The 24819-nt window shown below is 64.1% G+C and carries 25 protein-coding genes; 9 read left to right on the top strand and 16 right to left on the bottom strand.

Features of this window, described 5'->3' with window-relative positions:
* The first annotated feature begins 62 nt into the window (after positions 1–62).
* Positions 63–644 carry a hypothetical protein gene (locus BM019_RS04715; protein ID WP_225970745.1) on the top strand — a complete coding sequence of 194 codons (582 nt, stop codon included), beginning with the start codon at positions 63–65 and terminating at the stop codon, positions 642–644.
* A gap of 9 nt (positions 645–653) precedes the next feature.
* On the opposite strand, the gene BM019_RS04720 is transcribed toward BM019_RS04715, so the two are convergent.
* Genes BM019_RS04720 through BM019_RS04745 form a run of 6 tightly spaced genes read right to left on the bottom strand, consistent with a single transcriptional unit; the run spans position 654 to position 4155 of the window.
* Entirely contained in the window at positions 654–1007 is a 354-nt protein-coding gene (locus BM019_RS04720) for a gamma-glutamylcyclotransferase family protein (protein ID WP_009045601.1), read from the bottom strand.
* Positions 1008–1022: 15 nt separating this feature from the next.
* Complete coding sequence (gene ddlA / locus BM019_RS04725) at positions 1023–2117, bottom strand: D-alanine--D-alanine ligase (protein ID WP_053262634.1); 1095 nt, start codon at positions 2115–2117, stop codon at positions 1023–1025.
* A gap of 46 nt (positions 2118–2163) precedes the next feature.
* The gene (locus BM019_RS04730; protein ID WP_092417719.1) at positions 2164–2643 is read right to left on the bottom strand and encodes a GNAT family N-acetyltransferase; all 480 of its coding nucleotides are present in this window, start codon (positions 2641–2643) and stop codon (positions 2164–2166) included.
* A gap of 49 nt (positions 2644–2692) precedes the next feature.
* Positions 2693–3334 (bottom strand): LysE family transporter, encoded by a 642-nt coding sequence (locus tag BM019_RS04735; RefSeq protein WP_009045604.1) that lies wholly within the window; start codon positions 3332–3334, stop codon positions 2693–2695.
* Between the two features lie 43 nt (positions 3335–3377).
* Positions 3378–3590 (bottom strand): helix-turn-helix domain-containing protein, encoded by a 213-nt coding sequence (locus tag BM019_RS04740; RefSeq protein WP_009050838.1) that lies wholly within the window; start codon positions 3588–3590, stop codon positions 3378–3380.
* A gap of 7 nt (positions 3591–3597) precedes the next feature.
* On the bottom strand, positions 3598–4155 hold the full coding sequence (locus tag BM019_RS04745; protein WP_053262637.1) for a DUF2975 domain-containing protein: 558 nt from the start codon (positions 4153–4155) through the stop codon (positions 3598–3600).
* Between the two features lie 154 nt (positions 4156–4309).
* Between BM019_RS04745 and BM019_RS04750 the strand changes: the two genes are divergently transcribed.
* The 3 genes from BM019_RS04750 (at position 4310) to BM019_RS04760 (ending at position 6007) form a co-directional block, all read left to right on the top strand.
* Positions 4310–4651, top strand: coding sequence for a DUF190 domain-containing protein (locus BM019_RS04750; protein WP_062824613.1), 342 nt, complete (start codon positions 4310–4312; stop codon positions 4649–4651).
* Between the two features lie 67 nt (positions 4652–4718).
* Positions 4719–5528, top strand: a complete 810-nt coding sequence (locus BM019_RS04755; protein ID WP_092417720.1) for an AraC family transcriptional regulator — start codon at positions 4719–4721, stop codon at positions 5526–5528.
* A gap of 89 nt (positions 5529–5617) precedes the next feature.
* A complete protein-coding gene (locus BM019_RS04760) occupies positions 5618–6007 on the top strand; it encodes a cupin domain-containing protein (RefSeq protein WP_009045608.1) in 390 nt (129 codons plus the stop codon).
* Positions 6008–6197: 190 nt separating this feature from the next.
* Here BM019_RS04760 and BM019_RS04765 read toward each other — a convergent pair whose 3' ends face one another.
* Positions 6198–7601 carry an MFS transporter gene (locus BM019_RS04765; protein WP_092417721.1) on the bottom strand — a complete coding sequence of 468 codons (1404 nt, stop codon included), beginning with the start codon at positions 7599–7601 and terminating at the stop codon, positions 6198–6200.
* Between the two features lie 96 nt (positions 7602–7697).
* On the opposite strand from BM019_RS04765, the gene BM019_RS04770 reads away from it, so the two are divergent.
* Positions 7698–8582 carry a LysR family transcriptional regulator gene (locus tag BM019_RS04770; RefSeq protein WP_053262642.1) on the top strand — a complete coding sequence of 295 codons (885 nt, stop codon included), beginning with the start codon at positions 7698–7700 and terminating at the stop codon, positions 8580–8582.
* Positions 8583–8761: 179 nt separating this feature from the next.
* On the opposite strand, the gene BM019_RS04775 is transcribed toward BM019_RS04770, so the two are convergent.
* Positions 8762–9361: a flavin reductase family protein gene (locus BM019_RS04775; protein ID WP_092417722.1), complete on the bottom strand. Its 600-nt coding sequence runs from the start codon at positions 9359–9361 to the stop codon at positions 8762–8764.
* Between the two features lie 167 nt (positions 9362–9528).
* Here BM019_RS04775 and BM019_RS04780 point away from each other — a divergent pair, with 167 nt between their 5' ends.
* Complete coding sequence (locus tag BM019_RS04780; protein WP_092417723.1) at positions 9529–10302, top strand: SDR family oxidoreductase; 774 nt, start codon at positions 9529–9531, stop codon at positions 10300–10302.
* Positions 10303–10480: 178 nt separating this feature from the next.
* Positions 10481–11398, top strand: a complete 918-nt coding sequence (locus tag BM019_RS04785) for a LysR family transcriptional regulator (RefSeq protein WP_092417724.1) — start codon at positions 10481–10483, stop codon at positions 11396–11398.
* Between the two features lie 25 nt (positions 11399–11423).
* Here BM019_RS04785 and BM019_RS04790 read toward each other — a convergent pair whose 3' ends face one another.
* Both BM019_RS04790 and BM019_RS31145 read right to left on the bottom strand, forming a co-directional pair.
* Complete coding sequence (locus BM019_RS04790) at positions 11424–12740, bottom strand: methyl-accepting chemotaxis protein (RefSeq protein WP_009045614.1); 1317 nt, start codon at positions 12738–12740, stop codon at positions 11424–11426.
* A gap of 236 nt (positions 12741–12976) precedes the next feature.
* Complete coding sequence (locus BM019_RS31145; RefSeq protein WP_092417725.1) at positions 12977–14293, bottom strand: methyl-accepting chemotaxis protein; 1317 nt, start codon at positions 14291–14293, stop codon at positions 12977–12979.
* A 214-nt stretch (positions 14294–14507) separates the two neighbouring features.
* Here BM019_RS31145 and BM019_RS04800 point away from each other — a divergent pair, with 214 nt between their 5' ends.
* Positions 14508–15017: a RidA family protein gene (locus BM019_RS04800; RefSeq protein ID WP_007928830.1), complete on the top strand. Its 510-nt coding sequence runs from the start codon at positions 14508–14510 to the stop codon at positions 15015–15017.
* On the opposite strand, the gene BM019_RS04805 is transcribed toward BM019_RS04800, so the two are convergent.
* Positions 15014–15346, bottom strand: a complete 333-nt coding sequence (locus BM019_RS04805; RefSeq protein ID WP_092417726.1) for a DUF2790 domain-containing protein — start codon at positions 15344–15346, stop codon at positions 15014–15016. The genes BM019_RS04800 and BM019_RS04805 overlap by 4 nt on opposite strands.
* A 333-nt stretch (positions 15347–15679) precedes the next feature.
* On the opposite strand from BM019_RS04805, the gene BM019_RS04810 reads away from it, so the two are divergent.
* On the top strand, positions 15680–17008 hold the full coding sequence (locus BM019_RS04810) for an OprD family porin (protein ID WP_092417727.1): 1329 nt from the start codon (positions 15680–15682) through the stop codon (positions 17006–17008).
* A gap of 830 nt (positions 17009–17838) precedes the next feature.
* On the opposite strand, the gene BM019_RS04820 is transcribed toward BM019_RS04810, so the two are convergent.
* From BM019_RS04820 to BM019_RS04835, 5 genes are all read right to left on the bottom strand, one after another.
* Positions 17839–18297, bottom strand: a complete 459-nt coding sequence (locus BM019_RS04820) for an REP-associated tyrosine transposase (protein ID WP_092417728.1) — start codon at positions 18295–18297, stop codon at positions 17839–17841.
* Between the two features lie 272 nt (positions 18298–18569).
* Complete coding sequence (locus BM019_RS04825; RefSeq protein WP_092417729.1) at positions 18570–21734, bottom strand: efflux RND transporter permease subunit; 3165 nt, start codon at positions 21732–21734, stop codon at positions 18570–18572.
* 35 nt (positions 21735–21769) lie between these two features.
* Complete coding sequence (locus tag BM019_RS04830; protein WP_092417730.1) at positions 21770–23002, bottom strand: efflux RND transporter periplasmic adaptor subunit; 1233 nt, start codon at positions 23000–23002, stop codon at positions 21770–21772.
* 51 nt (positions 23003–23053) lie between these two features.
* Positions 23054–23212 carry a hypothetical protein gene (locus BM019_RS30735; RefSeq protein ID WP_175510543.1) on the bottom strand — a complete coding sequence of 53 codons (159 nt, stop codon included), beginning with the start codon at positions 23210–23212 and terminating at the stop codon, positions 23054–23056.
* Complete coding sequence (locus BM019_RS04835; RefSeq protein WP_092417731.1) at positions 23209–24474, bottom strand: TolC family protein; 1266 nt, start codon at positions 24472–24474, stop codon at positions 23209–23211. Before BM019_RS04835 ends, BM019_RS30735 begins: the two co-directional genes overlap by 4 nt.
* Positions 24475–24819 lie beyond the last annotated feature (345 nt).

Below are 24819 nucleotides of genomic sequence, written 5' to 3' on the forward strand. Positions count from 1 at the left end.
TCGCGATAGGTCCTTGGCGCCGCACCGGGTTAATCTTGCGCGCCCTGTAGACCCACAAAGGAATGATCGTGTCTGACAAGCTCTATGCCCCGCCTCAAGCCCAGCTGGCCACTGCCAGCGACGTGCAGCGCCCTTTCTACGTAGTGTCCAAGACCAAGTTCATGACCCTGTTCATGCTGACCTTCGGCCTCTACCTGCTGTACTGGGCCTATAAGAACTGGCAGCAGTTCAAGCAGGCCAGCGGACAACCCATGTGGCCCATTGCCCGGGCCATGCTCATGCTGTTCTACACCCACGCGCTGTACCGCGAAGCCAATACCCTGATCAAGAAAAACGGCCGTCGCCATGACTGGCTACCGTGGGACCTGGCTTCGCAGTTCGTAGTGATACTGCTGATCAGCCACGGCCTTGATGGCATGTCCAAAAGGCATCCCGACAATCTGTGGCTGGATATCGCCAGCCTGGTGCTGTTGCCGATCCAGGCGCTGGTGACCTTCAAGGGCCAGCGCGGCCTCAACGCCGCCGCTGGTGACCCGCTGGGCGAAAGCAACGCGCGGTTCACCCCGATCAACTATGTGTTCATGGCCCTCGGAGCAACGCTGTGGTGCACGATGCTGTACTACATGGCCACGACTGTGAACTGACCCCGGGCCTCAAACGCTCACATACACCCACGCCTCGATCCCGGACTGCAGCACCACACTCACGCGCTTGTAGTCCGCCACCTCGTAGCTGTCCGCCGCGGCCAGCTCCTGGGCAGTAATGCGAAACACCGTCCCCGGGATCGGCGCGCTGGCTGCGCTGCCCGGGCGCAGGATCGGGTGATGGGTCTTGCCGCTGGTGGCCAGCACCTGGGGGTCGGTGATCTGCACCCAGGCCTGTTCATACCCCGGCAGCGCGTCCGCGCTGCCCTCCAGTTCGCGACCGAAGTTGGCCAGTTGCACGGCCTTGTCCTGCAAGGTGCCGTAGGAAAACAGGTACTGCGACGCTTCAGTGGCAACGCTCATTGTTCACTCCGGAATTCAGCGGCTGATTTTCAACGCCTGGCGCGCCGCATGGCGTTCCAGCGCCAACTCGATCAGGCGGCTGACCAGTTCGCTGTAGGTCATGCCCGCGGCCTGCCACAGCTTCGGATACATGCTGATGCGGGTGAAGCCGGGCAGCGAATTGATCTCGTTGATCAGCACTTCGCCGCCCTGGGTCAGGAACACATCGACCCGCGCCAACCCCGAACAGCCCAGCACCTGGAACGCCTCGACAGCCAGGGTGCGAATGCGCTCGCTGACCTCTTCGCTGAGGTCCGCCGGCACCACCACCTGGGCCGCCTGGTCGTCGATGTACTTGCTGTCGTAGGAATAAAAACCGCTGCCGACCACGATTTCCCCACAACCGCTGGCAATCGGCTGATCGTTGCCCAGCACCGCGCATTCGATCTCGCGACCACTGACCGCCGACTCCACCAAGACCTTTTCATCGAAGCCCAGCGCCAGCTCGATGGCCGCGTGGTACTCCGCTGCGCTGGTGACCTTGCTCACGCCTACGGACGAACCCTGGTTCGCCGGTTTGACGAACATCGGCAGGCCCAGCTTGCCCTGCGCCAGGGCAAAGTCGGTACGCGCCGCGGTGGCCCGGTTCAGGGTGATAAAGGGCGTCACCGCCAGGCCGGCATCGCGCAGCAGGCGCTTGCTGATGTCCTTGTCCATGCACACCGCCGAACCCAGCACGTCGGAGCCCACGAACGGCAGGTCGGCCATGCGCAGCAGACCCTGCAGGCAACCGTCTTCGCCGAGGGTGCCGTGGACGATGGGGAAAATCACATCGACATGGCCCAGCAGTTCCTGGCTGGAGGTTTCCACCAGTTGCTGGCTGGCCTTGCCCGGCACCACCGCCAGTTCGCGGTTGGACCGGTTGAGGGCGATCAGCGCCGGGTTTTCCTGGTTGATCAGGAAGTTCGAGGTGTCGTTGAGGTGCCAGTGACCGTTCTTGTCAATGCCGATCAGCACCGGCTCGAAACGCTCGCGATCCAGCGCATCGACGATGTTGCGCGCCGATTGCAGCGACACTTCATGTTCGGCCGAACGGCCACCAAAAATAATCCCGACCCGCAGCTTGCTCATGGTTTGTTCCCGTTAAAAAAGTGGTTCAGCGCTTGTATCGGACCGCTCAAGCCGGCTGATGTCGCAGGTGGATCAGCGCCACCCGCTCATTTTGTTTGTTCCGGCGCTCTTCGATGGCGAACGGCACGAAACCGAGCTTGGGATACAGCAGCAGGCCCGCCACGTTGTCATTGAAGCAGGACAGGGTCACCTGCGCGGCCTGGTGCTTGTCCCGGGCGATGCGCAGCATCTCGCCGATCAACTGCCCGGCGACACCGGCGCCGCGGGCCTCGGGATCGACGATGAGATTGCCGATGGTGCAGGTGCCGTGGGCGCCCCATTGGTAGAAGTTGGCGAAACCCAGCACCTGGCCGTCCCGCTCGATCACTGTCGAATCGGAGCGCTGGGCAATGGAGTCGCGCAGTTGCTCGTGGGTCAGCGGCCAGGTGGCCGCCGGGAAAAAGAAAAACAACTCGCCGGGATCCCGGGCAAAACCGCAGATCCGTGGAATATCCCGATCCTGCACGGGGCGAAAAGTGAAGCTCATGTCCTGTCTCCTGACCCTGGAAATCCATGGCGTGCGCCCAGCCCCGGCTTCAGCGATTGGCCACCAGATGGGCGCCAAACAGCAGGTAGCAACTGCCGGCAAAGCGGTCCAGCCATTTGCGTGAACGACTATAGACGGCAGCCATGCGGCTGCTGGCGAAGAACAGCGCGACGCAGCAGTACCAGGTGAACGACAGCGAAGCCATGGTGAGCACGGCCAGGGCCAGCAGCAACGGCGGCGGTGACGCCGGCATCGAGGTGGCGAAAATGGTGGCGACGAACAGCGCCGACTTGGGGTTGGTCATATTGCCGAGAAAGCCCAGGCGATAGGCCGAGAACAGGCTACGGCCCGACTCGCCAGGCAAGCCATTGCCAGCCCCGGTCGGCGCCGGCTTGCGCCTGAACTGCTTGAGGCCAAGGTAAATCAGATAGCAGCCGCCGGCGATCTTGAAGGCCAGGTACAAGGCCGGGGCCGCGCTGAACAGCGACTTGATCCCCAGGCCGCCGGCCAGCCCCCACAGCACCGTGCCGGTGGCGACGCCCAGCGCCGCGGTCATGCCATGCCGGCGCGAACAGCTGGCGGCCAGTTGCGCCGTGGTAAAGAAATTCGGCCCCGGTGTGACCACGGCCACGGTCCAGAGCAACGCCAGCGACAGCAGCGGGCCGGCATACAGCCAATGTTCAAGCGCCATGACACAGACCGCCTTTTGTCACATGAGGGGGGGGACGCTGACGCTACTCCACCTCGGGCTCATGGATCAACAGGTCTCCCGGCTGACACTCCAGGTATTGGCAGATCGCGTCCAGGGTCGCGAGCCGCAGGCCCTTGACCTTGCCCTGCTTGAGCAGGGACAGGTTGGCCTCGGTGATGCCGATCGCCGCGGCGAGGTCCTTGGATTTGACCTTGCGCCGGGCCAGCATCACGTCCAGCTGAATGACAATTGACATACTGATCTCACACGAAGGCGCGGTTTTCCGAATCCACTTCACTGGCCTGCCAGAGGATACGCGCGATGATGGAAATGCACGCAGCCAAAAACAGCGCGACAAAGGTCGGGGCAGTGATGCTGAGACTGATCAGGCGTTCGCCCACTGGCGCGTTCAGGGTGACCCAGACACTGAGCAACGGCTCGCAGAGAAAATCCAGCAACACCCACAGCCCCACGCCCCGGCCGACCTTGCCCAGGTGCACCGCCGCGGCACAGGAAAAATACTCGCCACGGGCATAGCTCTGGAACAGCCGGCGCAGATGGCTCAAGCCATAGGCCAGCGCCAGCAGGGGGATGCTCGACAGCAAAATACCGCCCAGGGTTTGCCACCAGGGAAAAGCGGCACCGGCAGCCAGATGGCTCGACAGGCCATTGCTCAGGCCAAACCCGAACCCATAGCCATTTTCCGCGCTCAACTGCGGAAACAGCCACAGCGCCGCGTTGAGCAGCAGCATGGCAATGATCAGTAACAGGGTGACAGCCGACATGCGCTGGCTGAACCGGGCAAGACCTTGGGACGTCATGGGAAGGCTCCAGAGGAAGGAATGTGGGAGAAACCATAAAGAATTAATTATCGTAAAACAATAATTAATTTCTGTTTATCGATCATTCAATTCATAAGCCCAGCGATACCCCCGGGGCTATGCTGAAAGTAATGGAGGCCATTGGAGAACGCTCATGAACGGTTTCCTGGTGATTTTCTTCACCCAGCAAAACCGCCGCTACCACGGCAAAATGCTGGGTGACTGGCTCGTCGACCTGGCCAATGAACTGGGCCTGCGCGGCGCGACCATGAGCACCGCCATCGAAGGCTTCGGCCACACCGGCCGGCTGCACTCCGCACACTTTTTCGAACTGGCCGACCAGCCCATCGAGGTGCGCCTGGCACTCTCCGAAGAGGAGTCGGCCCGGCTGTTCGAACGCCTGGAGGACGAGGACATTGCGCTGTTCTACATCAAGACGCCGATCGAGTTCGGCACCCTCGGCAAAGAGGCCAGGAAAGCCGACGCGGGCGGATGACGCGCTGAAGACAGTCGCACGCGCCTGGGTTACCGTACGGGCCTGACGTTGTGTCGAGGACAGTTTCATGGGCAAGCCCGCCCCCCGAAAAGACTGGGTCCACCGCGCGCCTCCCGCCCGGGGGCTGGAGCGTATCGAGGCGTTTTTCGCCGGGCATGGCTACGACCTGCACCGTCACGACACCTACGCCATCGGCCGCACGCTGTCGGGGGTGCAGAGCTTCCAGTACCGCGGCGGCTGGCGCCATAACCTGCCGGGCGGGACCATGGTGCTGCATCCGGATGAAGTCCACGACGGCGAAGCCGGCACCCAGGACGGTTTCCATTACCGCATGTTGTATATCGAGCCGGCGCTGATCCAGCAGATCCTCGGCGGCCAGCCGCTGCCCTTCATCAAGAACGGCCTGTCCACCGACCCACGCTTGTTCGCCGCCACCGACACCTTGCTGCGCAGCATGGAAAGCCCGCTGGACCCGCTGGAACAGGAAGACGCGCTGTTCGACCTGGCCCATGCGCTGAATGCCGTGTCCGGCGTTTCCCGGCCGGCGCAGCGCTTCGACTATCAGGCCGCGGAGCGCGCGCGGGAATACATGCACAGCGTCCTGGACCAGAGCATCACCCTCGACGAACTGGCCACCCACAGCGGTCGCGACCGCTGGAGCCTGTCGCGGGACTTTCGCCTGCTGTTCGGCACCAGCCCCTATCGCTACCTGACCATGCGCCGCCTGGACCTGGTGCGGGCTCTGTTGCTGCAAGGCCAGTCGCTGGTCAGCGCGGCGCTGTTGGCCGGCTTCACCGACCAGAGCCACATGACCCGGCAATTCAGCAAGACCTACGGCCTGCCGCCGGCGCGCTGGCTGAAAATGCACGGCCGCTGAACGCCGCCCCGGCACGCACAATCGTACAAGAACTGCAGCACCGCGCTGATTACCGTAGAGGCCCGATCCCCTCTTTACGGAGCCGCAGCATGAACCCGGCCAACACCACGCCCATCACTTACCAGAGCCTGAATTTCGCCTACAAACTCAGCCTGTTCGACGACCACTGGCAAGCCCGCGTCATCGCCGAAATGAACGACTACCAGTTCAAACTGGTGAAGCTGCAAGGGGACTTCATCTGGCACGACCACCCGCACACCGACGAGACCTTTATCGTCCTCGAAGGCCAATTGCGCATCGACTTCGCCGACGGCCAGGTGACCATCAACCAGGGCGAGATGTTTGTCGTGCCCAAGGGCATGAAACATAAGCCGTACGCCGAACAGGAGGTCAAGCTGCTGCTGATCGAACCCAAGGGCGTGCGCAACACCGGTGAAGAAGGCGGCGAACGCACGGCCGCCAATGATGTGTGGATTTGAGCTCTCACGCTGACTCACCCTGTAGCCGCTGCCGAGCAACGCGAGGCTGCGATCGGCAGCGCAGCGGCCGTAAAGGCGGGCGATGCGTTCCTCTAAGGCAAACCGCATGCGCAGGTTTGGCGAGGACTGCGTCCTCGTTCGCAGCCTCGCGGTGCTCGGCAGCGGCTACAGCACCGTCATCGGCGGCCGCTCAACCGCGTTCGGCGGCTGCCGCCAGGCCTTGGCCTGTCGGCACTCGCAAACGCAGAGCCAGCAGCGCCCCCAACAGGGCGAGCAAGGCGCTGGCACCTACCGCCTGCTCGATGCCGACGGCCTGTGAGCCGCCCAGCCCGGCATTGGCCAGGGACACCAGCAGCGCCAGCCCCAGCGCCCCGCCGATCTGCTGGCTGGTGGAAGCAATGCCCGCCGCCACGCCCTGCTCGCCTGGCGCAATGCCCTGCCCGGCCGAAACCCACATGGCGGTCCAGGTCATGCCCTGGCCGATGCTCAGCACCACGATGCCCGGCATCAGGCTCCAGAACCCCGCCCCGTCGGGCAGCGCCACATACACCCCGCCAATGCCCAGCGCACCCAGGAGCAACCCGCTGACCAGGGTCGCCCGCAGCCCGAAGCGCAGCAACGAGCGTTCGGCCAGCCAGATGCCCACGGTGCACAGCAGCGTCGCCGGCAAAAACGCCACGCCGCTTTGCAGCACGCTGTAGCCGTAGACCTGCTGGAAGTACAACGCGAGGAAGTAGTACTGCACACCGAAGCTGCTCATGAACAAGGCGGTAAGGAACATCGCCAGGCGCAGCTCGCGATGGGCCAGCAGGCGCAGCGGCATCAGCGGGTCGTGGCCACGCCGTTCGATCCAGGCAAACACACCGAGCAGCAACAGCGCCAGCGCCCCGCAGCCCAGGGTCGCCGGTGCGCTCCAGCCCCATTCCGGGCCTTGGACGATGGCGAACACCAACAGCGTGCCGCCCACCGTCACGGTCAAGGCGCCGCTGAGATCGAAACGCCGGCCCCGCTCGCGCTGGCCATCGGCCGGAATCCAGCGCCGGGCCAACAGGGCACAGGCGCCAGCCAAGGGTACGTTGACCAGAAACACCGCCTCCCAGCCCCACCATTGGGTCAGCACGCCCCCCAGCAGCGCGCCCAGGGCCAGGCCCGCCGCCGAGGCTGCGCTCCACACCGCGAACGCCCGGTTGCGCGCCGGCCCTTCGGGGTAATGGCTGTTGATCAGCGCCAGCGTCGCCGGGAACAGCATCGCCCCGCCGACACCCTGCACCGCCCGCGCCAGCACCAGCAGCAGCGCACTACCACCCAGGCCGCCGGCCAGCGAAGCCAGCGCGTACAGGCTTTGCCCGACGATGTAGAAACGCCGTTTGCCCAGCAGGTCGGCCGCCCGACCGCCCAACAGCAGAAAGCCGCCGAAGGCCACGCTGTAGGCACTGACCACCCATTGCAGCTGTTGCGCGGAAAAACCCAGGTGGTTGCCGATTTCCGGCAAGGCAACGAAGACGATGGTCGCGTCCAGGGCAATGATCAGTTGCGCGCTGGCCAGCAGGAGCAGCATCCAGCCGGACGGCCTGGCTGTAGAGGTGGCGGGCATCGTGTCGAGTCCTTGCGTGAATAGAGGGCCCTCAGTTTCTTTGATGCCGATTAGATGATAAATACCGTCATTACTCTTTCAGTGATGACTTTAATCATGGATCTGAACGCCGTTCGTTTGCTGGTCCGGGTCGCCGAGACCCGCAGCTTTACCCGCGCCGCCGGCGATCTGCGGCTGACCCAGTCCGGCCTGTCGCGGGCCATTTCGCGCCTGGAGCAGCAACTGGGCGTGCGCCTGCTGCAACGCAACACCCGCAGCGTCAGCCTGACCCCGGACGGCCAGCTGCTGGTGGAGCGCGCCGCGCCGCTGCTGGCCGAACTGGCGCAGACCGAAAGCCTGCTGCTGGACCGTCGCGACTCGCCCACCGGGCTGCTGAAGATCAGCACGCCGTCGCTGTTCGGACGCAAGGTGGTGATGCCGTTGATCGGCCGCCTGACCGAGCAATACCCAGACCTGAGCATCGAGGCGGTGATGACCGATCGCCTGGTGGACATCGTCGACGAAGGCTTCGACGCCATCCTGCGCACCGGCGAGATCCAGGACCAACGCCTGATCGCCCGGCCCCTGGCGCCGCTGCGTTGGGTCACCGTGGCATCCCCGGCCTACCTGGCTCGCCATGGCACGCCGCAGACGGTGGAAGAGCTGCAACAGCACAACTGCCTGACCGTGCGTAACCTGCGCAGCGGGCGCCTGGTGGACTGGCAGTTCATGCGCGACGGCAAGGTGCGCGATGTCAGCGTGCCCAGCCGGCTGATCTTCGATATCGGCGACGCGCTGGTGGACGGTGTGCTGGGAGGCTTCGGCATCGCCCAGTTGATGAACTTCGCCGTCGAGGACGCCCTCGCCGACGGCCGCCTGGTGCCGATCCTGCAGGCCTTTTCCGGACGCAGCCGGGCACTGTCGCTGGTCTACCCGCCGTCGCGCCAGTACTCGCCCAAACTCAAGGTCTTCGCCGACGCCCTGAACACCGTCAGCTGGTAAGCCCGCCTGTAGCCGCTGTCGAGCGAAGCGAGGCTGCGTTCGAGGACGCAGTCCTCGCCAAACCTGCGCACGCGGTTTAGCTGGATGAATGCGGCGCCTGGTTGGCGACCGCTACGCGATCGATCGCAGCCTCGCGGGCTCGGCAGCGGCTACAGGAGAGTTCAGCGGTGTATTGCCGTTCACGACGCCAGGGTCTTGCCATCCAGCGCATCGCCAATCGTCAGGAAATGCCCGCCCGCCACATGGTGCAGGGTGCGCAAGGCATCGTGCCCGGTGAAATGCCAGCGGCCGTCGCTGAACACTCGCTCATCGGCCTGGGCGGCGATGACCTCGCCGAGGAACAAGTCGTAGCGTTCATGGTTGTGCGGTTCCGGCAGCAGCCGGCATTCGAGCCAGGCCACGCAACCCTCGAGCAGCGGCGCGTCGATCAGCTCACCGGCGAAGGTCGCCAGGCCATAGCACTCGAACTTGTCGCGGCCCTGGTCGCGGTTCAGTTCCAGGCCGGAAGTGGAGCCCACGGTCTGCACGATATCGACCTGGGCGGCGCACGGCACGTTGAGCACGAAGGTACCGGAGGCTTCCAGCAGTTGCCGGGTCCAGGTGGACTTGTCGAGCACCACGGCGACTTTCGGCGGCTCGAAATCCAGCGGCATGGCCCAGGCCGCGGCCATGATGTTGCGCTGGCCGCCATGGGTGGCGCTGACCAGCACGGTCGGCCCGTGGTTGAGCAGACGGTAGGCCTTGGCCAGCGGAACCGGACGACGATGGGATGGGCTCATGGGGAAGGCTCCAGGAGAAAAACGCCGATTGTAGCGGCATCCCGGTCCGGCACCGCAGTCGAGATTGGGCAATTTCCCTGGACAATCCATCCAGATTGACCGGGCTTATCCCTGACTCGCGGCTGCTTAGACTGGGCCTTCACCTCACAGGCTGAAGGAGCTTTTCCATGGCAGACCATTCCTTGAACAATAAAGTGGCGTTGATCGCCGGTGGCGCGAAGAACCTGGGCGGCCTGATCGCCCGGGACCTGGCCGCCCATGGCGTGAAGGCCATCGCCGTGCATTACAACAGCGCCGCCAGCAAGGCCGACGCCGACCGGACCGTGGCGGCGATCAAGAACCTGGATGTCGATGCCCATGCCTGGCAGGCCGACCTGACCGCCGCCGCGGCCGTGGAGCAACTCTTCAGCGACGCCAAGGCGCGTTTCGGCAAGATCGACATCGCCATCAACACCGTGGGCAAGGTCCTGAAAAAACCCATAGTCGAAATCAGCGAAGCCGAGTACGACGACCTGTTCGCGGTCAACTCCAAGAGCGCGTTCTTCTTTATCAAGGAAGCCGGCAAGCACCTGGAGGACCACGGCAAGCTGGTGTCGCTGGTGACCTCGCTGCTCGGCGCCTACACGCCCTTCTATGCCGCCTACGGCGGGGCCAAGGCTCCGGTGGAACACTTTACCCGCGCCGCCTCCAAGGAGTTCGGTGCCCGCGGTATCTCGGTGACCGCCGTGGGTCCTGGGCCGATGGACACGCCATTCTTCTACCCGGCCGAGGGCGCGGACGCCGTGGCTTACCACAAGACCGCCGCGGCGCTGTCCGGCTTCAGCAAGACCGGCCTGACCGACATCAAGGACGTGGTGCCCTTCATCCGTCATCTGGTCACCGACGGCTGGTGGATCACCGGCCAGACCCTGCTGATCAACGGTGGCTACACCACCAAGTGAGGCCCGTCCTTCTGATCGACGGTTGTCATCGACCCGAGTAATCCGCCAAGGGGCGAGGTAGATTGGCGTTTGCAAAAGATCGCCATCAGGTGCGACATGATCCCGTAGGAGCGAGCTTGCTCGCACCTACAACAGTACCCAGCGCACCACCCACAAGCTCCGGAACAATGCCCCATCCATGGATAAGCTCGAGCAGTACCGTGTATTCATCCAGGTGGCTGACATGGGCAGTTTCATCAAGGCCGCGCACGCCCTTGAACTGCCCCGGGCTACCGTCTCGGCAGCGGTGCAGCAACTGGAAACCGCCCTCGCCACGCGCCTGTTGCACCGCACCACGCGCCAGGTTCAGCTGACCGCCGACGGCGCGGTCCTGCTGGAGCGCGCGCGCCTGTTGCTGAGCGATGCGGTGGAACTCGAGCAGCTGTTTCACACCCGTCAACTGGACGTCTGTGGCCGGCTCAATGTCGACGTGCCCAGCCGCATTGCCCGGCGCCTCATCGCCCCCGCCCTGCCCGAGCTTTTCGCCCGCTACCCCAGCCTGAAGCTGGCGCTGGGTTCCACCGACCGTTCCATCGACCTGGTGCAGGAAGGCGTGGATTGCGCGATCCGCGTCGGCGCCCTGCGCGACAGTAGCCTGATCGTCCGGCGCCTGGGCCACCTGGCCCTGATCAATTGCGCCAGCCCCGCCTACCTGGCCCGGCACCGCCAGCCACAAACGCCGGGCGACCTGGCCGACAGTCACTGGATGGTCGGCTACGGCTCCCCCAGCACGGGCCGCGAACAGCCCTGGGAATACCTGGCCGAAGGTCACGAGCTGGAACTGAATTTGCCCAGCCGGGTGATCGTCAACAACGCCGAAAACTACATCGCCTGCTGCCGGGCCGGGCTGGGCCTGATCCAGATCCCGCGCTTCGACGTGCAGTACCTGCTCGAGCGGGGCGAACTGGTGGAAGTTCTGCCCGGTTTTCGCCCCGCGTCCATGGCGATCTCCGCGCTCTATCCCAATCGCAACCATCGCTCGCGCCGGCTGAACGCCTTTATCGAATGGTTCGAAACCCTGATCGCGCCCCATCTGGAAAACCACCGGCAGGACTGACAGCGGCCCCCTCCATGCCAGCCCATCAGCCGGACAACTGATGGGCGAACTGGCCGACGGCGCTTACCACCTTCTGCGCGCCGTCCTGGATCTCGACGATCACCGTGCCGGCTTCGGCGGCCAGGCCCAGGCCCTGCTCGGCCTGGGTCTTGCCGTCGGCCATGAGCACCACCGCGTCGCGGGCCATGTCCTGGTTGCGCCGGACCACGCCGACGATCTCGTCGGTGGCCTTGCTGGTGCGCGAGGCCAGTTGCCGGACCTCGTCCGCCACCACCGCGAAGCCGCGCCCCTGGTCACCCGCGCGGGCCGCTTCGATGGCCGCGTTGAGCGCCAGCAGGTTGGTCTGCTCGGCAATGTCGCTGATGGTCTTGACGATGCTGCCGATCACCCGCGACTGCTCGTTCAGCGCCTCGATGCTGTCGCTGGCCTGCTGCATGTGGGTCGCCAGGTCGCGCATCACCTGCACCGCCTCGGTCACCACCGAAGAGCCGCGCTGGGCGCTGCTGTCGGTCTGCTGCGAGATGGTGTAGGCGATCTCCGCGGCGTCGGCGACGGACTGCTCCTGCTTGACCTGCTCGGTGATCACCGTGGCGAATTTCACCACTTTGTAGAGCTTGCCGTTGGCATCGACCACCGGGTTGTACGAGGCATCGAGCCAGACCACGCGGCCGAGACTGTCGATACGCTTGAAGCGGTCGGCGACGTACTCGCCGGCATTCAGTCGCTCCCAGAACACCTTGTAGGCCGGACTGTTGTACTCCTGCGGCTCGCAGAACAGGCTGTGGTTCTGGCCCAGGATCTGCTCGAGGCTGTAGCCCATGCAGCTCAGGAACCGCTCGTTGGCGGTCAGTACCCTGCCCTTGAGGTCGAACTCGATCACCGCGGTCGAACGCAGCAGGGCCGCGATCAGGTTGTCGTGCTCGCAGGCGGTTTCCACGGTTTCGGTCAGGTCATTGGCGATCAGGGAAAAGGACCTGAGTTGCCGCTCGGTGCTGAAGATCGGCTGCAGGATTACCCTCAGCCAGGCGTCATGACCGTCGCCACGACGCAGGCGCAGGGTGTCGTCGAAAGGCTCGCTGCGTGCCAGCGCCGTCATGAAACGCGAGTGCGCCTCTTCGGGCCGGGCATCGTCCGGCAGCAGATTGTCGATGGGCCAGCCCAATAGCGCTTCGGGGGAATACTGCAGGCACTGAGTGAAGTTGCGGTTCGCCACCAGGATCCGGCGCTGCGGATCGAGATGGACACTGAGCAGGGTGCGCTCGAAACCTTCCTTGACCTGCTCGAGCGCGCGAAACTCCTCACCCAACGCGAGGAGCTTCTGATTCAAACGTTTATTGAACATGGATACACCGATAGCCTGTGATTGGAGACTGCAGCAGCCTCACCATCGGCGTTGGGAACGCGTTCTTGACGCGCTCAAGGCTCTTTAGGATTTATCTTCCATAGAGACAGGAAACTTCCTAACCGCCCGCGCAGGGCGCGCTGGCGTTGGAGCAGATCGTGGCCGTCGACCTGGCGGCCACTCGGCACCCGACGTCATGGCCTGGAAAAGGCCTGACGCCGGGTCCGGGACAGGACTCAGTTGGACAATTGGCTGGCGAACTGGCCGACGGCGTTCACCACCTTCTGCGCGCCGTCCTGGATCTCGACGATCACCGTACCGGCTTCGGCGGCCAGGGCCAGGCCCTGCTCGGCCTGGGCCTTGCCATCGGTCATCAGCGCCACGGCCTCGCGCGCCATGTCCTGGTTCTGCCGCACCACGCCGACGATTTCGTCGGTGGCCTTGCTGGTGCGCGAGGCCAGTTGCCGGACTTCGTCGGCCACCACGGCAAAGCCGCGTCCCTGTTCACCGGCCCGCGCCGCTTCGATCGCCGCGTTGAGCGCCAGCAGGTTGGTCTGCTCGGCGATGCCGCTGATGGTCTTGACGATGGTGCCGATCACCAGCGACTGCTCGTTCAGCGCCTCGATGCCTTCGCCGGCCTGCTGCATGTGCTTGGCCAGGTCGCGCATCACGCTCACCGCCTCGGTCACCACGGTGGTGCCGCGCTGGGCGCTGTTGTCGGTTTGCAAGGAGGTGCTGTAGGCGATGTTCGCCGCCTCGGCGACTGCCTGCTCCTGGTTCACCTGGTCGGTGATCACGGTGGCGAACTTGACCACCTTGTACAGCCGGTTGTTGGCATCGACCACCGGGTTGTAGGAAGCCTCGAGCCAGACCACGCGGCCGTAGCTGTCGATGCGCTTGAACCGCCCGGCGACGAACTCGCCGGCGTTCAGGCGCTTCCAGAACGCCTGGTACTGCGCGCTGTTGTATTCCTCGGGCTCGCAAAAGGTACGGTGATGCTTGCCCTGGATTTGCGCCAGGCTGTAGCCCATGGCGCTGAGGAAGCGCTCGTTGGCCGCCAGCACGTTGCCGTTGAGGTCGAACTCGATCACCGCGGTGGAGCGGACCAGCGCGCCGATCAGGTTCTCGTGCTCGCGAGAGGCTTCGATGGTGCGGGTCAGGTCGCTGGAGTAGATCGAGAACTGTTTGATCCGCCCCTGGGAATCGCGAACCGGCTGGGAGATCGAGCGCAGCCAGGCTTCCTGGCCGTTGCCGCGCAGCAGGCGTACCGCGCCGGCAAAATGCTCGCCACGGGTCAGCGTCGCCTTGAAACGGTGGTGGAATTCATCGGTCTTGACGTGGGCCGGCACGATGTCCTCGATGTGACGACCGACCAGCTCGCTGCCCCTGTAGAGCATTTCCTGGTTGAAGTTGTCGTTGGCCGACAAAATGCGTCCATCGGGATCGAGAATCAGCACCAGCATTTCGCTGTCGAGACTGTCCTTCACTTGCTGGAGGCTCGAGAGTTCTTCGCGTAGAGCCAACAGCTCTTGCTTCAAGCTTTTGTTGAACATGGGATGCACCGATGGGCAGTAATAGTGGGCAGCATTGTCTCTAGCCATCGGCGCTTGAGTATTTTTCTGAAGACCCCATAAGACATATCCGACCAAAAAACTTTGAAACGCCTCAGGCCCCGGCCCTGCGGGGCTACGAGCCATGCTCCGGAGCCCGGAAGAGGGGCTATAGTCGTGCTCTGGAAAATCAACGGCAATCGACGGAGTGCAATCTATGGAGGCTTCACGCAAGGCCCTGTTCGACCAGGTGGCAACGCGTCTGGGACACGCTTTCGACGGTGAAATGCGCATCGGCGGCAACTACGTGCCCGCGGTGCAGAACGGCGACGAGGTGTACGTCAGCGGGCAGATCCCACGCATCGACAACACCGTGAAGGTGGTCGGGCGGGTCGGTGGCGATGTTTCGCTGGAAGATGGCCGGTATGCCGCACGTATTTGCACCATGCGTGCCCTGGCGATCCTCGCCCAGTTGCTGGGCGATCTGCAGCGGGTGAAAAAAGTCCTGCGGCTCAACGTCTATGTGCAAAGCGCCGCCGACTTCACCCAGCAGAGCGAAGTCGCCGACGCCGCCTCCGAAGTGCTCTATTCGATCTTTGCCGAGGCCGGGGTGCACACCCGCACGTCCCTCGGGGTCTATCAGCTGCCGAAGAATGCCGCGGTGGAAATCGACATGATCGTGGCCCTCGAACCGCTTCCCGCGCCCCATGAAGACGTTGAGGATTAACTGCCATTGGTGCGGCACTGGCCCATCACCTGATACTCAACGGTCTTGAGCTGCCCGGCCGAATCCTCATAGGTCATGCGTGACGGCACCGGGTTGCAGCCCTTGGCCGGCGGCGTCACGCTGACCACCTTCTGGATGTCCAGGGGCATGCCGTAGCGATAGTTTTCCACCACCGGCGCCTCCTTGCCCTGCTTCGCCGCGTAGGCCGCCATGGCCCGCTCGTTCGCCTGCATGGCGCGGTCGAAGGTGCGGTCGCCGCCGCCTTCGGCCATGGCCAGGGATGACAAGGAAAGTACCAGGGCGGCGATACTCAATTTAAATAACTTCATGACTGTTTCCTCGTTCTGGTTAGTTGCAACGAGGATAACCAGCGGACCCTGTCGGGAAGATCACGGATACATTACTTATATGTAATAAACCCGAGACCGCTTCTTGCCCTTGAGAAAACCCCATATAAAACAAGGCCTCCAACTAAAAACAAATACAACTTACAACTTTTATCCTTGCAGAATTGTAATAACCGGGTCACCTCCGCGTTATCTGTTGTTTGCAACTATCGACGCTGACTCCAGCCGTTAACCAGACGGTTCGCGAGTACAACTAACAAGAACGCCCCAGGCGACATAACAGCTGATAGCTGCCCATATCCAGGAGCAAACAACATGCGCACTCAAACCCGCTGGTCCCTGTCCGTGTTTTGCGCGGTACTGGGGCTGAGCCCGTTGGCCGTGAACGCGGCAGACGACCAGCCCGAAGGTTTTATCGAAGGCAGCAGCCTCAACGTGCTGGCCCGCAACTACTACTTCAATCGCGACGATCGCAAGGGCCAGTCCAGCCCCACCGGCAACGGTTATTCGCAGGCCTGGGCCCAGGGGCTGATCGGCAAGTTCGAATCCGGCTTTACCCAGGGCACCGTCGGTTTCGGCCTCGATGCCTTTGCCATGTATGGCCTCAAGCTCGACTCCGGCGCCGGCCGCAGTGGCGGTCGCGGGTCGTTCGGCATGCTGCCGGTGGACAGCGACAACCAGCCGGCCGACAACTACAGCAAGGTCGGCGGCGCGGCGAAAATGCGCCTGCTCGACACCGTGATCAAGGTCGGCGACGTCTTCCCGAAAACCCCGGTGGTGCACTACGGCGACTCGCGCCTGCTGCCGGAAAGCTTTCGCGGCGCAACCTTCGAGAACACCAGCATCGACGGCCTGAGCCTCCAGGGCGGGCGCCTGCACAGCATGAGCCAGCCCGACAGCAGTAGCCTGCGCGACGGTTTCGCCACCTTCTATGCCGGCAAGGTCGACTCGCCCTGGGTCGCCTACTTCGGCGGCGACTACAGCCTGAACAAGCACCTCAGTTTCAGCCTCTACAGCAGCCGCCTGAAGGACGCCTGGGACCAGTACTACTTCGGCACCGCGGCGACCTGGCCGATCTCGGACCAGTTCTCGCTGTTCGCCGGGTTCAACTATTACAAGGCGGTGGACGAGGGCAAGAAGCTGCTCGGCGAGTTCGACAACGACATCTGGAGCGCCAAGATCGGCGCCACCTATGGCGCCCACACCCTGTCCCTGTCGCACCAGCGCAACAACGGCGACGACGACTTCGACTACTTGCGCCAGTCGGACTCGATCTTCCTCGACAACTCGATCCAGTACAGCGACTTCAACTCGCCGAAGGAACGCTCGTGGATGGTCCGCTACGACCTCGACATGCAACCCCTGGGTATCCCCGGCCTGTCGTTCATGACCCGCTACGGCAAAGGCAGCGACGCCGACTACAGCAATGCCAACGCGGTCTACATGCGTCGCGACGCGGACGGCAATCCGCTGACCGACCAGCGCCGCTGGGAACGCGATATCGAAGCCAAGTATGTGGTGCAGGGCGGCACCCTCAAGGACCTGTCGCTGCGCATCCGCCAGGCCACCGTGCGCTCCAGCAGCTTCGAATCCGACCTGGAGGAATTCCGCCTGATCGTCGAATACCCGCTGGCCATTCTCTGAGCCCTTGCGCCGGGCGGGTGAGAGGCCCGCCCGACGTTAAAACTTCTTCACAGACGCCTGTCTTTCAGAACTGTAATATCGCCCTCACCTTCTCGTCAGGTTGGCCTTCGTATACTTGCCCGCATGCCCGAGCCGACAGCGCTTCGCTGGCGGCCAGCCACTTGCGGGAGATCATGTCTTGAAGCCTGCCCACCTGACTCCGCCTGGCCAGCCCAGCGCGCTTCCCAGCGATAACAGCAGCGAACGCGCCCGGCATGCCCTGGAACAATTCTGGCTCGGCCAGCAACAGCACAACGGCGAAAACAACCACAACGACGCAACCGGCGCCGCCCCTCACAGAACCACAGGGCCCCAGGCATGCACAGCCTCCCGCTGACGCCGGCCCACCCCGAGCACATTCATCTCTGAAGCGTTTTTTCGAATGCTCCTTTGGAAAGAGATGAATTTTTAGCGTCCCGCATGGGACGCTTTTTTTTGCCCCCACGCCCCCTGTAGCCGCTGCCGAGCCCGCGAGGCTGCGATCGACCGCGAAGCGGGCGCAGCTCCTGAAATCGCAGGAGGTCCTACGGACCTTTCGCAGCCTTCGGCAGCGGCTACATCTGCCCCCGTAGCCGCTGCCGAGCTCGCGAGGCTGCGATCGACTGCGAAGCAGGCGCCGCTCTTGGAATCGCAGGAGGTCCTGCGGACCTATCGCAACCTTCGGCAGCGGCTACATCTGCCCCCGTAGCCGCTGCCGAGCCCGCGAGGCTGCGATCGACCGCGAAGCAAGCGCCGCTTCTGAAATCGCAGGAGGTCCTGCGGACCTTTCGCAGCCTTCGGCAGCGGCTACATCAAAGCCAGATGGAGTCCCAGAGGGGATAGTCGCCGGGACGTTGAACGAGCCCTGCTCGCACCGGATTGAGAATGATGTAGCGGGCGATGGCCTTCAGGTCTTCTTCCTTGCGCAGGGCACGGTCGTGATAGCCCTTTTGCCAGAGACGGCCCTGACAGCCGAAGTGTTGATTGATCTGCAGGCTGCTTCTGGATTTGAAACGGCACATCACCTTTCCCAAAGATCTGTCTCGCAGTTCAAATAGCCAGTGAAGATGGTCAGGCATGACAACCCAAGCCAGTGAACGTACGTGATCGGCTTCGTCGACTTGCTTGAGCTGATCAACCATCAGGCGGCCAACACGAAAGTCGTGAAACAAGGGTCGCCGTTGGTGGGTCACGACGGTAATCGAATAGATACGGCCGGCTTCCGATACCCGTCCTTTGAGTAGACGGTAGCCATTGGAGTGGACAAGCATTCCTTTGCTCTCCATACAGGTCATTTACCTCAACCTAGCTGCTCATGCTTTCGCATGCGGGAGCACTCTTTCAGCAGATGTTTCCAGATCCCTGTAGCCGCTGCCGAGCCCGCGAGGCTGCGATCGACCGCGAAGCAGGCGCCGCTCCTGAAATCGCAGGAGGTCCTGCGGACCTATCGCAGCCTTCGGCAGCGGCTACAGGGGGGCTCTCGGGATAAACAAAACCCCGCCTGCATATGACGCAGGCGGGGTGGGTTGACGCCAATCGCGGGTCAGTCGTTCAGCAGGTCCTGTAGTTCCTGTTCTTCTTCCTTGCGGTGCGCCCAGTGGTACAGCGCCGGCAGCACCAGCAGGGTCAGGGCGGTGGAGGAGATGATGCCGCCGATGACCACGGTGGCCAGCGGTCGTTGCACTTCGGCGCCGGTGCCGGTGGCCAGGGCCATGGGGATGAACCCCAGCGACGCCACCAGCGCGGTCATCAGCACCGGGCGCAGGCGGGTCAGCGCGCCTTCGTTGACCGCCGCGGCGAGCATCCGCCCGTCTTCGCGCAGGTTGCGAATAAAGGCGATCATCACCAGGCCGTTGAGCACCGCCACCCCCGACAGCGCGATGAAGCCCACCCCCGCCGAGATCGACAGCGGGATGTCGCGCAGCCACAGGGCCATGATCCCGCCGGTCAGGGCGAAGGGAATCCCGGTGAACACCAGCAACCCGTCCTTGAGGTTGTTGAACATCATGAACAGCAGGCCGAACACCAGCAGCAGCGCCACCGGCACCACGATCTCCAGGCGCTTGGAGGCTTCCTGCAACTGTTCGAACTGGCCGCCCCAGGTGATCCAGTAGCCGGTCGGGATCTTCACCTGATCGCCAATGGCCCGGGTCGCCTCTTCGACGAAGGAACCCATGTCGCGCCCGCGCACGTTGGCGCTGACGATCACCAGGCGCTTGCCGTTCTCGCGGCTGACCTGCGCCGGGCCAAGCACCAGGTCGACGCTGGCGACTTCCGAGAGGGCGATGAAACCCAGTTGCCCGTTGACGCTGCCCGCGGCCGCCGCCACCGGAATCAGCAGGCGCGACAGCCCGTCGATATCGGTGCGCTGGGCATCGGACATGCGCACCAGCATGTCGAAGCGCCGGTCGCCCTCATACAAAATGCCCGCCTTGCGCCCGCCCACGGCAATCGCCACGGCGTCCTGCACATCGCCGACGTTGAGGCCGAAACGCGCGGCCTTGTCGCGGTCGACATTCACCGTCAGCACCGGCAGGCCGGTGGTCTGCTGCACCTTCACCTCGGCGGCGCCGTCGATCTTCTGCAAGGTCTGCGAAATCTCTTCGGCGGTCTTGTTCAGCACCGCCATGTCATCGCCGAAGACCTTCACCGCGACATCGCTGCGCACCCCGGAAATCAGTTCGTTGAAGCGCAGCTGGATCGGTTGCGACAGCTCGTAGACGTTGCCCGGCAGGCTGTTGCTGACCCGTTCGATGTCGGCAATGATCGCCTCGCGCGACTTGCCCGGGTCCGGCCATTGCGCCTTGGGCTTGAGCATCAGGTAAGCATCGGAAATGTTCGGCGGCATCACGTCCGAAGCGATCTCGGCGGTGCCGGTACGGGCGAACACCCGCTCGATTTCCGGGATCTGCGCCAGCAGGGTTTTCTCCAGGGTCTTCTGCATTTCCACCGACTGAGTGAGGCTGGCGTCGGGCACGCGCATCGCCTGCTGGGCGAAGTCGCCTTCGCTGAGGCTGGGGATGAACTCGCTGCCCATGCGACTGGCCACCAGGCCCGAGACCAGCACGCTGAGAACGGCCAGGGCAAAGGCCAGGGAACGGTGGCTCATCACCCAGCGCAGCACCGGCTCGTAGCCGCGGCGGGCGCCGCGCATGACGAAGTTTTCTTCCTCCTTGACCTTGCCGGTGACGAACAGCGCGATCGCCGCCGGGACGAACGTCACCGAGAGGATCATCGCCCCCAGCAGGGCGATCACCACGGTGAAGGCCATCGGGTGGAACATCTTCCCGGCCACCCCGGACAGGGCAAAGATCGGCAGGTACACCACCATGATGATCAGTTGCCCGTAGATCAGCGCCCGGCGCGCTTCCCTGGCCGCGGCGAAGACTTCGTGCAGGCGCTCGGAACGCGTGAGCATGCGCCCGTGATGCTGCTGGGCATGGGCCAGGCGGCGGATGGCGTTCTCGACGATGACCACCGCGCCGTCGACGATGATGCCGAAGTCCAGCGCGCCGAGGCTCATCAGGTTGGCGCTGACCTTGTTGGTGAACATGCCGGTGAAGGTGAACAGCATGGCCAGCGGGATCACCATGGCGGTGATCAGCGCGGCGCGGATATTGCCCAGGAACAGGAACAGAATGGCGATGACCAGCAGCGCGCCTTCGATGAGGTTTTTCTTCACCGTGGCCACGGCCTTGTCCACCAGGTTGGTGCGGTCGTACACAGTGACTGCGGTCACGCCCTTGGGCAGCGAGCGATTGATCTCGGCGAGTTTTTCCGCCACCACCCGGGACACCGTGCGGCTGTTTTCCCCCACCAGCATGAACACCGTGCCGAGCACCACTTCGCGGCCGTTCTCGGTGGCCGCGCCGGTGCGCAGCTCACGGCCGATGTCCACGGTGGCCACGTTGCTGACGCGGATCGGCGTGCCGTCCACGGTGTTGATCACGATGTTGGCGATGTCCTCGATGGACTTCACCTGCCCCGGCGCGCGGATCAGCAACTGCTGGCCGTTGCGCTCGATGTAGCCGGCGCCGACGTTGGCGTTGTTGCGCTCCAGGGCGGTCATCAGGTCGCTCAGGGTCAGGTTGTAGGCCGCCAGGCGCCTGGGGTCCGGGGCGATCTGATAGAGCTTGGCGAAACCGCCGATGGTGTTGATCTCGGCCACCCCCGGCACGTTGCGCAGCTGCGGGGCAATGACCCAGTCCTGGATCACCCGCAGGTCGGTCGGCGTATAGGCCGTGCCGTCTTCCTTGAGTGCGCCGGGCTCGGCTTCCACCGTCCAGAAGAAGATCTCGCCGAGGCCGGTGGAGATCGGCCCCATGCTCGCCTCCACGCCTTCGGGCAGCTGTTCGCGGGCCACCTGCAGGCGTTCGTTGACCAGTTGCCGGGCGAAGTACAGGTCGGTGCCTTCCTTGAAGATCACCGTCACCTGGGACAGGCCCGAGCGCGAAGTCGAACGGGTCTGCTCCAGGCCCGGCAGGCCGGCCATGGCCACTTCCACCGGGTAGGTGATGCGCTGCTCGGTTTCCAGCGGCGAGTAGCCGGGCATGCTGGCGTTGACCTGGACCTGGACGTTGGTGATGTCCGGCACCGCGTCGATCGGCAGTTTCTGGTAGCTGCCGATGCCCACGGCGGCCATCAGCAGCACCGCCAGCAGCACGATGATGCGCTGCTCGATGGCGAATTGAATGATGCGTTCAAACATGGGAAGTCACTCTCCAGGGAAACACTCAGTGCGGATCAATGGCCGTGCTCGGCCGAGCCCTTGCCCAGTTCGGACTTGAGGATGAAGCTGCCGGTGGTCGCCACCTGGGCCCCGGCGCGCAAGCCTTCGCGGATCTCGACGAAGCCGCCTTCGCTGCCGCCCAGCACCACGGGGGTGGCCTGGAAACCGTCGGCGACGCGCACGAACACCGCTGGCTTGTCTTCCACGGTCTGGATCGCGCTCTGCGGCACGGTCACCCCGGCCTGGTAGGTGTCGGTCGCCACCTGCACCGAGACGAACAGCCCCGGCCGCCAGACATCGTCCGGGTTGGGCACCGTGACCCGCACCGTGGCGGTCCGGGTCTGCTCGCCCAGCAGGCTGCCGACATAGGCCACCGTGCCCTGCACCTGGGTGCCCAGTTCTGTGGATTGCACCCGGACCGGCTTGCCGACCCGGACCTTGTTCAAGTCCTTGGGAAACACGCCGAAGGTGACCCAGACCCGGGACAGGTCGGACAGGGTGAAGGCGGCGCTGGTCTCGCCCACCACCTCGCCGACGCTCAGGTGTTTTTCCACCACCACGCCGTCGAACGGCGCACGCATCTCATAGCGGTTGCCGCCCGCCAGCACCGCGCTGCCACTCAGGGCGTTCATCTTTTGCCGGGCGTTGTTCAGGGCGATTTCGGCTTCCTGCAGGGTCTGGCGCGCCAGCAGGTAATCCTGCTCGGCGGAGATCTGGTCGACCCACAACTGGCGCTCGCGCTGGAAGGTGGTGCGCGCCAGCTCGACCCGGCGCTCGGCGGCGGCCAGTTCGCTGCGCTGGTCGGAGATCTGCTGGCTGGCGATCACCGCCAGCAGCTCGCCCTTCTTCACCGTCTGGCCGAGATTGACCGCCACCGACTCCACCACCCCCGCCGCGCGCGGCACGATGTGCGAGGTGCGGTCCTCGTCGAAGCGGATCTCCCCCGGCAGCGTCAGCAAGCTGCTGAGATCCCGCGGCGCGGCCTCGGCCAGTTGAATATCGGCGGCCTGGATCTGCTCGGCGCTGAGTTCGACCTTGCCCTCTTCCTCGGCATGGGCCTCACCTTCCGCTTGCCCCTCTTCGCCTTCCTGATGCGCCTCACCGTCCTTGTGCGTGTCCGCCTTGGCCGCCGGTTTCGCCTGCGCGGCCACCGGCGCCGCCTGGAACAGGTCCTGCCACATCAACCCGGCCACGCCGAGCGCGACCGCCACGGCCAACGCCAAGGCTGTGCTTCGTTTCTTGTCCATGCATGCTCCTGAAAAAATCGATTCGACGCGCCAACCGGCAACAGCGACGCGTCATGAGGTCTGTGGAAAAAAGAAATCGCCGAGCGCCCGATGCAACTCATGCAGGCACCAATGGGATGGGCTCTCCTCGACCCGGCTCGACAGCGGCACGCTGCAATCGGTGACCAGCAGCGTGCCCAGGCCCAACAGGACGAACAACGCGGTTCTCACAGCGTGCGATCGGGGCCGGCGAGATCGCCGTAGATGCGCTCGATGCGCACCCAGGCGTCGGTGGACTGGGCCACGGCGGCGATGTACTGGGTGCGGGCGCTGATCAGCGTGCGCTGGGCGTCGAGCACCTCGATGAAGTTGAACTTGCCCATCTCGAAGCCACGGGTCGCGGTGTCCACGGCGTTTTGCGCGGCCGGCAGGATCACCTGGTTGAACGACTGCACTTCGTTGCTGGCGGTGCTCCACTGATCCAGGGCCTGACGGGTTTCAGTGCGCAGGCGCAGCTCCGCGGCGTTGCGCAGGTCCCGGGCCTGATCGGCGCGGCGCGCCGCCGACAGCACGTTGCCCTGGTTGCGGTTGAACAGCGGAATCGGCATCGACACCCCGACCAGGTTGACCCGCTCGCGCACGCTGGCGTCGTACTGGCTGCCCACGCTGATATCGAGGTCGGGAATGCGCTGGGCCTTTTCCAGCCCCAGGGAGGCTTCGCGCTGCACCACCTGCATTTCGGCCAGGCGCAGTTCGATGGTCTGTTGCAGGCGCGCCAGCAATTGCGCCGAAGGCGGTAGCGACGGCAGCCCGCTGGCCGGCTCCGCGACGGCGCTGAAGTCGGTGGTGGCGGCGCCGGTCACGGTCGCCAACTGGCGATAGGCGTTGGCCCGGTCCATCTCGGCGCGGCTCAGCTCCAGGCGCACTTCCGAGAGCTGGACCTGAGCGCGAGTGGCCTCCACGGGCGAGGCCTTGCCGGCGCTCACCCGGCCCTTGGCCACCATCAGCCCGCGCTCGGCCAGGGCCAGGGAGCGGCCGGCCAGATCGCTGCGCTCCTGGGCACGCAAGGCGCCGTAGAAGGCGGCGATCACATCGGCGCGCAGCTGGTTGCGCTGGCGTTCCAGCTCCAGCGCCGCGGCGTCCTGGGCACGGCTGGCGACATCGATGCGCGCGCCGCGCTTGCCGCCCAGCTCCAGAGTCTGGCTGAGCTTGACGGTGGTGGTGCGCGAGCTGCGGCGGGTGTCTTCAGCGTCCCAGGACAACACCGGATTGGGGATCAACCCGGCCTGCTGGCGACCACCCTGGGCGATGTCGATTTCCCAGCGCGCCGCCGCCAGTTCGGGGTTGTTGGCAAAGGCACTGGCCAAGGCGTTGTCGAGGTTCAGCACCCGGCTCTCGGCCGCCGCGGCGTCCTGCAGCGCGGCACTGGCCAACAACAGAACGCCGGACAATGCCCCGACTATCCAGGCAAGTTTTTTAATGAGGGTTGGCATAACGCGTTCTGGCCCCTTACCGGTACAGAGTGACGGCGGAGGCTCTGCGGTGCGAGGAAATTGAACCGGCACGACGCATCCACACTCCACCCATAAAACAACTAACAGGTGAGTATTTAGTGCCGGCCAAATGTAGCCTTCGGTACTTATCGACAGGGTGGCGCAAAGATTACAAATCCGTTAGCAAACGCTCTGCCACGGGCTTGTGTATTAACATCCGGGCCATCGCCCCGAAGGCAAGTGCAACAACCAACAACTTGAAATATAGAGAAACAACTTCTCCCCGCACGCCACTTCGAAAATTTTAAATCAAGAACTTTGAAAGTTGAATCATCCAGCCCGTTA

This window comes from Pseudomonas sp. NFPP07 (assembly GCF_900115645.1).
Taxonomy (GTDB): Bacteria; Pseudomonadota; Gammaproteobacteria; order Pseudomonadales; family Pseudomonadaceae; genus Aquipseudomonas; species Aquipseudomonas chlororaphis.

Coding starts and splice junctions, on each gene's coding strand:
- BM019_RS04715 (WP_225970745.1), top strand. CDS start 63: ATGATCGTGTCTGACAAGCTCTATGCCCCGCCTCAAGCCCAGCTGGCC.
- BM019_RS04720 (WP_009045601.1), bottom strand. CDS start 1,007: ATGAGCGTTGCCACTGAAGCGTCGCAGTACCTGTTTTCCTACGGCACC.
- ddlA (WP_053262634.1), bottom strand. CDS start 2,117: ATGAGCAAGCTGCGGGTCGGGATTATTTTTGGTGGCCGTTCGGCCGAA.
- BM019_RS04730 (WP_092417719.1), bottom strand. CDS start 2,643: ATGAGCTTCACTTTTCGCCCCGTGCAGGATCGGGATATTCCACGGATC.
- BM019_RS04735 (WP_009045604.1), bottom strand. CDS start 3,334: ATGGCGCTTGAACATTGGCTGTATGCCGGCCCGCTGCTGTCGCTGGCG.
- BM019_RS04740 (WP_009050838.1), bottom strand. CDS start 3,590: ATGTCAATTGTCATTCAGCTGGACGTGATGCTGGCCCGGCGCAAGGTC.
- BM019_RS04745 (WP_053262637.1), bottom strand. CDS start 4,155: ATGACGTCCCAAGGTCTTGCCCGGTTCAGCCAGCGCATGTCGGCTGTC.
- BM019_RS04750 (WP_062824613.1), top strand. CDS start 4,310: ATGAACGGTTTCCTGGTGATTTTCTTCACCCAGCAAAACCGCCGCTAC.
- BM019_RS04755 (WP_092417720.1), top strand. CDS start 4,719: ATGGGCAAGCCCGCCCCCCGAAAAGACTGGGTCCACCGCGCGCCTCCC.
- BM019_RS04760 (WP_009045608.1), top strand. CDS start 5,618: ATGAACCCGGCCAACACCACGCCCATCACTTACCAGAGCCTGAATTTC.
- BM019_RS04765 (WP_092417721.1), bottom strand. CDS start 7,601: ATGCCCGCCACCTCTACAGCCAGGCCGTCCGGCTGGATGCTGCTCCTG.
- BM019_RS04770 (WP_053262642.1), top strand. CDS start 7,698: ATGGATCTGAACGCCGTTCGTTTGCTGGTCCGGGTCGCCGAGACCCGC.
- BM019_RS04775 (WP_092417722.1), bottom strand. CDS start 9,361: ATGAGCCCATCCCATCGTCGTCCGGTTCCGCTGGCCAAGGCCTACCGT.
- BM019_RS04780 (WP_092417723.1), top strand. CDS start 9,529: ATGGCAGACCATTCCTTGAACAATAAAGTGGCGTTGATCGCCGGTGGC.
- BM019_RS04785 (WP_092417724.1), top strand. CDS start 10,481: ATGGATAAGCTCGAGCAGTACCGTGTATTCATCCAGGTGGCTGACATG.
- BM019_RS04790 (WP_009045614.1), bottom strand. CDS start 12,740: ATGTTCAATAAACGTTTGAATCAGAAGCTCCTCGCGTTGGGTGAGGAG.
- BM019_RS31145 (WP_092417725.1), bottom strand. CDS start 14,293: ATGTTCAACAAAAGCTTGAAGCAAGAGCTGTTGGCTCTACGCGAAGAA.
- BM019_RS04800 (WP_007928830.1), top strand. CDS start 14,508: ATGGAGGCTTCACGCAAGGCCCTGTTCGACCAGGTGGCAACGCGTCTG.
- BM019_RS04805 (WP_092417726.1), bottom strand. CDS start 15,346: ATGAAGTTATTTAAATTGAGTATCGCCGCCCTGGTACTTTCCTTGTCA.
- BM019_RS04810 (WP_092417727.1), top strand. CDS start 15,680: ATGCGCACTCAAACCCGCTGGTCCCTGTCCGTGTTTTGCGCGGTACTG.
- BM019_RS04820 (WP_092417728.1), bottom strand. CDS start 18,297: ATGCTTGTCCACTCCAATGGCTACCGTCTACTCAAAGGACGGGTATCG.
- BM019_RS04825 (WP_092417729.1), bottom strand. CDS start 21,734: ATGTTTGAACGCATCATTCAATTCGCCATCGAGCAGCGCATCATCGTG.
- BM019_RS04830 (WP_092417730.1), bottom strand. CDS start 23,002: ATGGACAAGAAACGAAGCACAGCCTTGGCGTTGGCCGTGGCGGTCGCG.
- BM019_RS04835 (WP_092417731.1), bottom strand. CDS start 24,474: ATGCCAACCCTCATTAAAAAACTTGCCTGGATAGTCGGGGCATTGTCC.